The sequence below is a fragment of the Stenotrophomonas sp. Steno-Z10-BAI genome, from assembly GCF_056393115.1.
Genome location: NZ_JBWJOZ010000003.1, coordinates 461,031 through 471,634, shown reverse-complemented (window position 1 = coordinate 471,634; position 10,604 = coordinate 461,031). Strand labels below are relative to the sequence as shown.

Here is a 10,604-nt window from a genome sequence, read left to right as displayed (position 1 = left end):
CACCCGGCTCGACCATCGCTGGAATTCGCGCCGTCCCTCTCGACGCTCCCCGGCATCCTGCCTTCGATACCATCACTCTTCCCTGCGTCCTACTCGAGCAGATGATGATGGCCGTGAGAGGATTCTGGGAGGACATTGAATTCGTGCGCTGCAACTCGTTTTCGAGGAAATCCGAAGGGGTCGAAAGACATATGAACGAACTTCGGAATAGGCGCGCGCTTCGATCAAGCGAACGCGTCTGGACGCCCAACTGACTGCCCGAGGACTGAAGACCGGCACCTCGCTCTTCATTGTTCTGCGCCCACCGGCACCCTGTGAAAGTTGACGTTCAAACGTTTAACGAGCGCCTGCGGGTCTTTTGCGGGACTCTAGGACATATCTGGACGGCGTCGCCATTGGGAACCTTGCGGTCGGCCGCCATCCCGGCCCCGCTCTCTGTCCCAATGGCAAGTGCAACTCGAGCTATTTGGCCGTCAAGGGGGACGCGGAGCTGAGGATGCAAGAGATTCAAGAGCTAGGCTCGCGAAGCGAATGCGACGCCGCGGTCCCTTTCTCGCCCGAGAGGCATCTCAAGCCCTCGGTCTGCCCGGATTGTAGTTCGACCGTTTGTGCCGTGATTGCGGCGGAGGCACTGGCGCTCTCCGGTCCATCTAATCGAGAAGAAGAGGTGGGCGCTTAGTCCCACCTCAACTCTACCACGACCATCCGCACACGCCGAGCACGTTTGCCCGGCACGTTACCCACGTTGCAGCTCCGTAGGCCGGGCGGCCGCCCATGAGATAGAGGGATAGCCGCGACATAGCTCGTGGTGCTAAAACTTGAGTGCACAGACGGCAACGATGCATGTATGCCCGTTTGCAAGATCCGTATTGGATTCGCTTACGCGGCCCGCTCAGCGCCACATACAGGGAAAGGACAACATGTTCAAGAAGATCATTGTGACCAAAGACACCTCGCACGGCACAAAGAAGCTCCACCCATTAGTTCCCACCTCTATGGAATGGGATTGCGAAATGCTGTCGGCACTTCTCGTGACCGGCATACTTACCACGCCGATTCATGCAAAAGCCTTCAGCCTGGCCCAGTTTTGGCCATGGATGCGCTATCTACCTGCCTTGGAAAATGCACCTCGCTTGCGCCTTCGGTCAGAATGGACGGATCTGGACAGCCATCAAAAAACACTTCTCTCGGATGATTTCGGTCTCGGTTTAACCAGCTATTTCCTGGTCGATGAGTGTGACTTCACCCACTTTGGAGACACTACGAGAGTTTTAGCAACGGTCCTGAGCGGCTTTGCCACACTAGCTAAAGATCCGAAAAAGAAAGGACCAGCGAAAAGCCCTGATTTCATTGCACTGGATGCCAGCGGTCATTTTCACGTGTTGGAATGCAAGGGATCCCAGGACAGCCTATCGAAGTTGTCAGAATCCATTGCCAACGGCATTCAGCAGAAAAACAACATTTCCAACTGCAGCCCCAATCTTTTCCACTCTTCCATGGTCGGAGGGATCTTCGTGCCGCAGTTTGCCAGCAGCGAACCTGCCCGCATCATCTTTGCCGACCCTATTCCCGAAGAGCTCAAACAACTCGAAGAAGTAAATTCCGATATAATTGCCACGGCAATCCGACGTGACTTCTTCTCAAGGTGTCTGACTTTCGCTGGACTCCAAACAACTGGCCGCATTATTTCGATAAATAACGCGACGGAACGCGAAACAGCGAAACTGCAAAACCAGACAGAATTTGAAGAGTCCGGCTTTCTTGATTCAGAAAATTGTTTAGAGAAATCTGCAACCCGATTCTTTGATGAAGACGGACCAGGTCGTGAGCGCTCCAAATTGACATTCACGATTCGGATTAAAAATGAGGTGCGCGATGTCCTAGCAAAGACTGCAAAGCCTGGAGGTAAACTAGAAACAGAGGCCCTTGACCATTTTTTGCGTGAACGGCACGGGAAATGGGCTCAGCACAGGACACCGGACGATCTTGGCATGGTTGTCACGCTACCATTTGGTATGGAGTTCGAACTAAAGGAAGAACCAAGCTAACGGCCACGCATCATCATGTTCCACCCATCGTTATCCGCATTCCTTGCTCCTGCTGCTGGGTCCGTTGCTGCGTCTTCTTCATCGCCTTTAGGCGGGCCTGATTCTGCTGAAGCATCTCAGCTTGCTGGAGGGTCTGTTGAGCCGACTCCTGGGCCGCTTGGCGGCCGTCTACGTGGGCATGGAACATCGGAGAGACCCCATTCCATGAGGAGCGTATACCGCAATTACATTGTGCGCGCCGTCCTTCCCCATGCCGCCCGTGACCCCATCTACTCGCTTGCCCTGTGGGTCGTCCACCCACTGCTTGTACAGCGCCGCGCTGAAGTTCCGGCTCACTAAGAGTGCTCATGCCTACAGCATTAGGTTCAGAGTTCAGAGTTTCCGGCGCGCATCTCAGCCGTGGATCGCAGAGCTGTGGGACACTCAGGCCATCTTTGGAGCCACCCCAACCATGCGAATCGCAAAACGAAAAGCCGCCCTGACATTTTGGATGAGAGTGGAGGCACTTGCAGCGCTGATAGCCATATCGCTTGCAGGGTGCGCGACAGGTGATCCCGTCGCGAGCCGGCCCATCGAAGGCCCGGTGCGCCTGGGAGAGATTGCGGCGGTTGATGGCCCCACGGTGCGCCCGGACTGGGTTATCGAAGACAGCCGTTGCCCGGCCGACGTTCAATGCATTCAGGCCGGCCGGCTGGTCATCAGGTCGACAGTGCTCGGTGGCGGCTGGTCGAAGGAGATTGACCTCACGCTGGGCGTCCCGGTCCCTGTAGCTGATGGGATGTTGACGCTGATCGATGCTACGCCTGTGCCTGTCGCTGGGGAGACCTCCAGGTCCGCCGCCCGCTTCACCTTCAAGTTTCAGGGCGGCCGTTAGGTCTCCCGCCAGATGCCCAAAAAGCGCATACCCAAGAGAAGAAGGGCTCATTGCTCGGCTGGATCTCGGTAAGCGCCCAATCCCAAGAGCGAAGGCGCCCGGGCCGCGCAGGTGATCTCGCAGAGAGAGCCGGCCCCTTCCTGGAAGCTTATGGCCACCACATCGCAATACCAGTGCGGGCCACTGGTGTCGGGATTTCGGAGAGTGCAACCGCTTTTACTCCACTTTGAAACTGGCGGACGTAGTGAGCCCCAGCGCAGCACCACAGCGATGCGCGACCCGTGAGTCGTGCCCATCATTCCGCTGCCAGCAACTCACCCACCATGGCAAACAACAAAAAGGGGGCGCCGACACGCGCCCCCTGAACCGCTCTGCTGTCAATCACTTGCCAGTCTTGTGCTTGTGCGGCTTCAAACTAGGCGTGTTCCCGGGCGTATCCTTATTGTCTCGTCGACGCTTATCCGGCTCTCCGGTGGACGGAGCGATCGGCTTCGGGCCAGGCTTAATCGACATAACTTGACTCCTTCTGTGAGAGGGAACGGCCATACAAAGCTGCAACGTCGCGCCCCTACTGTCAATAGAACCTCTCTCCGCCACACAAAAAAAAAGGCCGCCCTCAGGGGCGGCCTTTTTATTTGTGCGACGGACAGCATGGGGGACGAGAACCCCAACGGGTTCGACGGATTCGCCCGGAGCGAATCCGGACAGCCGAACGGCTGGCCCTGGAGCGCGTCAGCGCGGAAGGGCTGGGTGCATGGATGCACCCAGCAATCCCAATGAAGCGGCCAGCCTGCACCCGAAGCCGAATGCAGTGAATCCGTCGCTCGAACTGGCGCCGCACTGAGCGGCGCCAGTGATTTGATCGGGTCAGCAGTGCGCCAGCCACGCGTGGCGTGGCTCTACCCTTGAAGCCGCAGCCTTCGCTTTTAGCGCCTCAGCTGCTCGACAACTTCATCAACACCAACCCGCTCACGATCAACACCGCTGCGGCAATCCGCATCGCGCTGACCTGTTCGCCGAGGAAGGTAATGCCGATCACGAACGCACCGACCGCGCCGATGCCGGTCCAGATCGTGTACGCGGTGCCCAGCGGCAACGTGCGCATCGCCAACGACAGCAGCCAGAAGCTGGCAATCATGGTGACGAGGGTGATGATCGAGGGGGTGAGCTTGCTGAACCCCTCGGACTGCTTCATCGAGAACGCCCAGACGATTTCCAGTACACCCGCTGCCAACAGATAGATCCAGGCCATGCGGCCCTCCTTGATGGGGGCCAGGCCGTCCTGGTCAGTGATTCCCGAAATGGGGGAGGCCGTTCCTCCTGTGCAGCGCATTTTAGCAACCCGCCCGCGCATTGGCCGCTCCGTGTCACGACGGGCTACACGGGATTCAGCCTCCGCGTCTGGCACTGCGTGCCACGCATGCGCTAGAATGCGCGACTGCACTGCCGGGCCTGTTCCTGCGGTGCACCTTCCGCCTGCGGCCGGCTGATCCTTGATCGCCCTGCAGCCGGAACGTCTCTATGGTGGCCCCGTCGGCCCCTCGCGACGCTAGGTCGAAAATCCCGCCAGGGCCGGAAGGCAGCAACGGTATCGATCGACGCGGGCGCCGAGGTCAGCCGGCGGGGCCGCCACCTTTTTGGGCTCCCGGTTTTCCCCACGCGATGCTGCCGCTCAAGGCGCTGCGGGCGTGCCCTGGTGGAACACCATCCGCCATGCCTCGCCGTGCAGCCGCCACAGCGAGCTGCGCAGCACCTCGCGCTGGCGCGCCCCGTCGATCACATACCAACTGCGGTAGCGCACCTGCGCCAGCGTCGGGGCCAGCAGGCCGACCTCGTAATCGCTGGACACGATCTCCACCTGCGCGCGCTCGCGCGGAATCTCGGCCAACGCGGCAGCACGGTCGAAACAGGTGCCCGAGCTGCCGATCTCGCGGAAGTCGTCATCCAACAGCGCCGCCAGCTGCGCGACATCACCGCGGACCGCCGGCCCATGCAACGCGCGTTCGAGCGCCTGCAGATGGGCGTCCAGCGCGTCGTCCATGCTCAGGGAGGATCCTGGGCCAGCACGTGCATGGCGGTCGGGGTGGCCAGCGCCACACGTTCACCGGGCAGGGCCACGCGGTGGCCACGCTGGCGCAGCGCATCGCCGTCGCTCTCGCTGGCGTAGTGGTACAGCACCATCCGCACCTGCAGCTCGGGCGTGTACTCACGCTCCAGGTCATCCACACCGGTGTGCGAGGGATTGCCGTGCAGGCCGCAGTCGTGGGCGATCAGTTCGTTGTCGTCGGCATAGCGCGCCAACATTTCCGGAATCGGGCGGGTATCGCCGCTCCAGGTGACCGCGCCCTTCAGGCGCAGCCCATACGCGGTTTCCGGCCAGTGATGGCGCACCGGGAAGACTTCCAGGCGCACGCCGTCATGCCAGAACGCATCGCCGACCACGATCAGCTGGAAGGCATCCCAGAAGTTGGCGCCGCCCTCGGCCAGCACGTTCGGATAATCGGCCACGCGCCTGTGCAGCAGCGGCACGACCGTCGCCGGCACGTACACGCGGATGCGCCCACGACGCTGCGGCGAGAAATAGGCACCCACGAACAGGCGTTCGAAACCGGCGACATGGTCCAGGTGCACATGGGTGACGAACAGGGCCTGCGGCACATGCCCGTAGTGCGCCTGGAAGGCGGTCAGCCCTTCCCCGCCGCAATCGATGGTGAGCCACGGGCGGCCGTCGCGCTCGATCACCGCCATCGGCGAACCCAGCTGCACGGCCGACGCATTGCCGACCCCCATGAAGCGCAATGCCCAGTCCATCAGTAACCCCGGTTCCAGGCCAGGTCGTAGGCGCGGCGCAGCCGTGCGTAGTCCTTTTCGACATCGTCATGACTGCGTTCACCGCGCAGCTTGATCAGCGAGCGCAGCAGCCGCTTGAGATTGCGTTCGCGCCAGCGGGTGGCCGGGATACGCAGCACGCCGCGATCGAAATCGATCAGCCAGCCGTGGCCGTTGGCGTCGAACAGAATGTTGTGGGCGTTGAGATCGGCATGGTCCAGCCCGGCGCGATGGAAGCGCGCGATCAGCCGGCCGGTCTCTTCCCATGGCGCGCCGCGCCCGGCGACCAGCGCGCGGTCGGCCAGCGAGCGCACGCCCTCCAGCCGCTCCATCAGGATCGCCGCTTTGTAGCGCAGGCCTTCGCGCATGTAGAACGCGGCGATCGGGCGCGGTACCGGCAGCTTCTGTGCGTGCAGGGCGCGCATCAGCCGGAATTCGGCAAAACTGCGGGTGCGGTTGGCGCCGCGCCAGAGGTAGTGGTCCCGGCTGAGCTTGGCCGCCAGGCCGCCGCGCAGGTACTGGCGCAGCACGGCATGACCGAAGGGCGCATCGACGAACCAGGCGCCGCCGCGGCCGCCATCGGCGACCGGTCGTGCCCGCTCGCCCCAGTGGGCCGGCGCGAACAGGCTCATCTCGGCTTGCCGCAAGGCTTCGCGGTCGAACAGAATGGCGCCGATACCGCGTCCATCGCGGCAGGGCGTCAGCGCTTCAGTGGCGTCGAATGCGACCATTCCTTCGAGTCTAACAACACCATGGCACCAACGTCCTCTTCCTTGTGTCTTTTGCGTTTGTCCGCGCTGGGGGACGTGACCCACGTGGTGCCGCTGGTGCGCACCCTGCAGCAGGCCGATCCCGGGGTGTCACTGCACTGGATCATCGACAAGGCCGGCCACAAGCTGCTCGACGGGCTGCCCGGCGTGACCTTCCACAGCTACGACAAGAAGACCGGCCTGGCCGGCATGCGGGCCCTGCGCGACAGCCTTCCCGCGGGGCGGTTCGATGCGCTGCTGCAGATGCAGGTCGCCTTCCGCGCCAACGTGCTGTCTGCCTTCGTACCCGCCAAACGCCGCATCGGCTACGACAGATCGCGCTCCAAGGACCTTCACGGGCTTTTCATCAATGAGCGCATTCCCGACCGCCCGGGCATCCACGTACTCGACGCGATCGGCAGCTTCTGCGAGCCGTTGGGCCTGAAACAGACCGAGGTCAGCTGGGACCTGGCCGTGCCGCCGGCGGCGTTCGAGTGGGCCAATGCCCAATGGGCCGACGATGGCCGCCCGGTGTTGATGATCTCGCCCTGCTCCAGCCACGTGCGCCGCAATTGGTATGCCGACCGCTATGCGGCCGTGGCCAACCACGCCACCTCACGCGGCTGGCGGGTGGTGCTGTGCGGTGGGCGCAGCGACCTGGAGCGCGGCATGGCCGATGCCATCCAGGCACAGCTCACCACCCCGGCGCTGGATCTGGTCGGCAAGGACACGCTGAAGCAGCTGCCCGCCCTGTTGGCGCGCGCCGCGCTGGTGATGACGCCCGATTCGGGCCCGATGCATATCGCCAACGCGATGGGCGCCAAGGTGCTGGGCCTGCATGCGGCCAGCAACCCGCACCGCAGCGGCCCCTACTCCGACCGCCGCTACTGCGTGGACCGCTACGACGCTGCCGCGCGCAAATTCCTGGGCAAGCCGGCCAGCGAACTGAAATGGGGCGCGAAGATCGAATTCGACGACGTGATGCAGCTGATCACGGTCGAGGACGGCATCGCCGCCTTCGAGCGGTATGTCGCCGATTACGCCCCGCGCGGCGCGTAATCCTTGTACGACTTCTCTTCCACGTAGAGCGAGCCCAGCGCCAGGTTGATGTCCTTCTTGATGCGGGCACGCTCATCGTTCTGCTGGTAGACGCTGCGGGCCAGTTCGACGAAGTGGTCATCGAAGGCCTGGGCCTTGTCCTGCAGGCGGATGTTGTCTTCGATGTCCCACAGGCGCTCGTTGACGGCCTTCAGTTCGGCACGCAGGCGCGCGATGTCCTTGACCCCGGCCGGGTGCGCCATCCAGGTCTTTTCCAGCGCGCTCAGCTCGGTGCGGATGTTGGCCAGCTTGGCCTCGTCGCTGATGCGCTCGGACTTGATCTGCAGGATCGAGATCTTGTCGAGCAGTTCACCGAAGGACACGGGGACGAGGATTTCAGCGGTCATGGTGGGGATCCGTATACGTGAGGTGGGCAGTTTAGCGGAGCGCATGTTGGAGGGGTGTGGGGCAAGCGTGCGGCCGCTTCATTGGGACTGCTGGGTGCATCCATGCACCCAGCCCTCCCGCGCTGCGCGCTCCAGGGCCGCGCCTCCCAGAGCTGGAGACGCCGTTGGGGATGACCGCGTCGCCACGCGCCCGGGAATGTCGGTGATGGCGCTGAGGGCTTCGGAAACAGGGTGGCCGCTTCATTGGGATTGCGGGGTGCATCCCTGCACCCCGCCCTTCCGCGCTTGCGCGCTCCAGGGCCAGACGTTCGTCTGTCCGGATCTGCTCCTGCAGATCCGTCGAACCCCCGTCGGGGGTTCTCGTCCCCCCGCAATTGGGCGCCGCTCATTTCGTAGCGGTCGGAAGACGCCCGATCTCGGACATGAAAAAGGCCACCCAATGGGCGGCCTTTTTCATGTATCTGGCGGAGAGGGGGGGATTCGAACCCCCGAGGCGCTATAAACGCCTGCCTGATTTCGAGTCAGGTACATTCAACCGCTCTGCCACCTCTCCAGATGGTCCCGGCGAACCGGGACGCGAATGATACGGGCAGGACGCGCTGGCGACAAGTCATTGCGGGCAAAGAAGTGAATTTCTTCTGTATGGATGCCTTGCCGGATGTCCGGCGGGCCGCGATCATGCCGTTATCCCTCGCAATCCTCACCGGCACGCGCCTTCATGATCGAATTCGGACACCTGACCCACCCCGGCCTGCGCCGTGACCTCAATGAGGATACGTATTACGGCGATGGCGAACTGGCGCTTTGGCTGGTCGCCGATGGCATGGGCGGGCACGCCTGCGGTGAGGTGGCCAGTGCGCTGGCGCGCGAGACCATCGTGCGCGAGATCCGCCGCGGGGCGACGCTGGCGCATGCGATCCGCATCGCCGATGAGGAGATCATCCGCACCTCGCGCCGCCGCAACGACAGCCTGCCGATGGGCACCACCGTGGTGGCGGCCCGTGTGCAGGGCAGTCGGTATGAGGTGGCGTGGGTCGGCGACAGCCGCGCGTACCTGTGGCGCGACGGCACGCTGGCCCAGCTCAGCCAGGATCACAGCGTGGTCCAGGAACTGGTCGCGCAGGGCAATCTGACCGCCGAGCAGGCGCGTGCGCATCCGCATCGCAATGTAGTGACCCAGGCGCTGGGCGTAACCGATCCGGCGCACCTGAATGTGGCGACCACCACCGGTGAGCTGCGCCCGGGCATGCAGTTGCTGCTGTGCAGCGACGGGCTGACCGAAGAGGTCGAGGACAAGGGCATCGCCCGTACCCTCGCCTTCGATGATGCCAGTGCGCAGGAATGCGTGGATACGCTGGTCGCCGCCGCGCTGGATGGCGGCGGTTCGGACAACATCACCGTGATCCTGGTGCGGTGTCATTGAGGCAGGCATCCCGACCAACGGCCGGGATCTACCGGGGGCGGGCCGTCAGGCGCTGACCGCTTCCACCGCTTCAGGCTCACCATCCCAGATCGCGCGGCCGGCCTTCTTGCGCAGCTTGGCCAACCGCGCTTCGTGCGCTTCCAGCTCGGAGGCGGTGGCAACCACGCGCGGGCGTGGCAGCAGGCGCGAGGTGTCAAAGGTCTGCGCGTGGGCGCTGCCGGTTTTCTGCTCATCGGCCGAGCCGAAGCCGATTTCTTCCTGGCCCGAGGTCAGGGCGATGTACACATCGCCCAGGATCTGGGCATCGAGCAGGCCGCCGTGCAGCTGGCGGTGGGCGTTGTCCACGCCCAGGCGACGGCACAGTGCATCCAGCGAATTGCGCTGGCCGGGGAAGCGCTCGCGCGCCATCTTCAGCGTATCGATCACCGTGCAGCGGTCGGTGATCTTGCCGTAGTGGTCGCCCAGCAGCGACAGCTCGTTATCCAGGAAGCCCAGATCGAACGCCGCGTTGTGGATGATCAGCTCGGCGCCGTCGATGTAGGCGAGGAAGTCGTCGACGACCTGGGCGAAGTCCGGCTTGTCAGCCAGGAACTCCAGGGTCAGGCCGGTGACTTCCTGCGCGCCCTGTTCGAACTCGCAGTCCGGCTTGAGGTACTGGTGGTAGTTGTTGCCACTGGGGCGGCGCTCGAGCAGTTCCACACAGCCGATTTCGACGATGCGGTTGCCCTTCCGCCATTCCAGGCCGGTGGTTTCGGTATCAAGGATGATCTGACGCATGGGCTCAGTGTACCGGGCCAGCGGCGCGGATCCGGATCGCGGCGTCGCGCGCCAGCTGATCCACGCGCTCGTTGTCCGGGTCGCCGGAATGGCCCTTGACCCAGCGCCAGTCAATGGTGTGCTTGAGCGTGGCCGCGTGCAGGCGCTCCCACAACTCCCGGTTCTTGACCGGCGAGCCGCCGGCGGTCTTCCAGTTCTTGCGGATCCAGCCGGGCATCCACTCGGTCAGGCCCTGGCGCACGTACTGCGAATCGGTGAACAGCACGATGTTGCACGGCTCGGTGAGCGCTTCCAGCCCCGAGATGGCCGCCATCAGCTCCATGCGGTTGTTGGTGGTATGCGCTTCACCACCGCTCAGTTCGCGCTCGTGCGCGTTGTAGCGCAGCAACGCCGCCCAGCCGCCGGGACCGGGATTGCCGAGGCAGGAACCGTCGGTGTGGATTTCTATCGTCTTCATTC

12 protein-coding genes, 1 tRNA gene and 1 other RNA gene are annotated in these 10,604 nt (G+C 63.3%); 6 read left to right on the top strand and 8 right to left on the bottom strand.

Going from position 1 to position 10,604, the window contains the following annotated elements:
* The 3 genes from AC06E9_RS11060 to AC06E9_RS11050 form a co-directional block, all read left to right on the top strand.
* Positions 1 to 254 (top strand): hypothetical protein (locus tag AC06E9_RS11060; RefSeq protein ID WP_478056044.1); only part of this gene is annotated, 254 nt, incomplete at its 5' end.
* A gap of 666 nt (positions 255 to 920) precedes the next feature.
* On the top strand, positions 921 to 2,048 hold the full coding sequence (locus tag AC06E9_RS11055; protein WP_478056043.1) for a hypothetical protein: 1,128 nt from the start codon (positions 921 to 923) through the stop codon (positions 2,046 to 2,048).
* Between the two features lie 490 nt (positions 2,049 to 2,538).
* Positions 2,539 to 2,922 (top strand): hypothetical protein, encoded by a 384-nt coding sequence (locus tag AC06E9_RS11050; RefSeq protein ID WP_478056050.1) that lies wholly within the window; start codon positions 2,539 to 2,541, stop codon positions 2,920 to 2,922.
* A gap of 934 nt (positions 2,923 to 3,856) precedes the next feature.
* On the opposite strand, the gene AC06E9_RS11045 is transcribed toward AC06E9_RS11050, so the two are convergent.
* A complete protein-coding gene (locus tag AC06E9_RS11045) occupies positions 3,857 to 4,174 on the bottom strand; it encodes a DMT family transporter (protein WP_123728503.1) in 318 nt (105 codons plus the stop codon).
* Positions 4,175 to 4,452: 278 nt separating this feature from the next.
* Between AC06E9_RS11045 and ffs the strand changes: the two genes are divergently transcribed.
* An RNA gene (ffs, locus tag AC06E9_RS11040) (signal recognition particle sRNA small type) lies at positions 4,453 to 4,549 on the top strand.
* A gap of 45 nt (positions 4,550 to 4,594) precedes the next feature.
* On the opposite strand, the gene AC06E9_RS11035 is transcribed toward ffs, so the two are convergent.
* Genes AC06E9_RS11035 through AC06E9_RS11025 form a run of 3 tightly spaced genes read right to left on the bottom strand, consistent with a single transcriptional unit; the run spans position 4,595 to position 6,482 of the window.
* Positions 4,595 to 4,963 carry a nuclear transport factor 2 family protein gene (locus AC06E9_RS11035; protein WP_478056042.1) on the bottom strand — a complete coding sequence of 123 codons (369 nt, stop codon included), beginning with the start codon at positions 4,961 to 4,963 and terminating at the stop codon, positions 4,595 to 4,597.
* 2 nt (positions 4,964 to 4,965) lie between these two features.
* Positions 4,966 to 5,733, bottom strand: coding sequence for an MBL fold metallo-hydrolase (locus AC06E9_RS11030; protein ID WP_478056041.1), 768 nt, complete (start codon positions 5,731 to 5,733; stop codon positions 4,966 to 4,968).
* On the bottom strand, positions 5,733 to 6,482 hold the full coding sequence (locus AC06E9_RS11025; protein ID WP_458233618.1) for a 3-deoxy-D-manno-octulosonic acid kinase: 750 nt from the start codon (positions 6,480 to 6,482) through the stop codon (positions 5,733 to 5,735). The genes AC06E9_RS11030 and AC06E9_RS11025 overlap by 1 nt, the downstream gene beginning before the upstream one ends.
* A gap of 21 nt (positions 6,483 to 6,503) precedes the next feature.
* On the opposite strand from AC06E9_RS11025, the gene AC06E9_RS11020 reads away from it, so the two are divergent.
* On the top strand, positions 6,504 to 7,559 hold the full coding sequence (locus AC06E9_RS11020; RefSeq protein ID WP_121042997.1) for a glycosyltransferase family 9 protein: 1,056 nt from the start codon (positions 6,504 to 6,506) through the stop codon (positions 7,557 to 7,559).
* On the opposite strand, the gene AC06E9_RS11015 is transcribed toward AC06E9_RS11020, so the two are convergent.
* Entirely contained in the window at positions 7,538 to 7,945 is a 408-nt protein-coding gene (locus AC06E9_RS11015; RefSeq protein WP_019185792.1) for a DUF6165 family protein, read from the bottom strand. The two genes, AC06E9_RS11020 and AC06E9_RS11015, sit on opposite strands and share 22 nt — an antisense overlap.
* Before the next feature lie 462 nt (positions 7,946 to 8,407).
* Positions 8,408 to 8,498: transfer RNA gene (locus tag AC06E9_RS11010), tRNA-Ser, on the bottom strand.
* Positions 8,499 to 8,663: 165 nt separating this feature from the next.
* Between AC06E9_RS11010 and AC06E9_RS11005 the strand changes: the two genes are divergently transcribed.
* Positions 8,664 to 9,368: a PP2C family protein-serine/threonine phosphatase gene (locus AC06E9_RS11005; RefSeq protein ID WP_121042995.1), complete on the top strand. Its 705-nt coding sequence runs from the start codon at positions 8,664 to 8,666 to the stop codon at positions 9,366 to 9,368.
* A 45-nt stretch (positions 9,369 to 9,413) separates the two neighbouring features.
* Here AC06E9_RS11005 and dnaQ read toward each other — a convergent pair whose 3' ends face one another.
* A complete protein-coding gene (gene dnaQ / locus AC06E9_RS11000) occupies positions 9,414 to 10,145 on the bottom strand; it encodes a DNA polymerase III subunit epsilon (RefSeq protein ID WP_121042993.1) in 732 nt (243 codons plus the stop codon).
* Between the two features lie 4 nt (positions 10,146 to 10,149).
* Entirely contained in the window at positions 10,150 to 10,602 is a 453-nt protein-coding gene (gene rnhA / locus AC06E9_RS10995) for a ribonuclease HI (RefSeq protein WP_121042991.1), read from the bottom strand.
* Between the last annotated feature and the right edge of the window lie 2 nt (positions 10,603 to 10,604).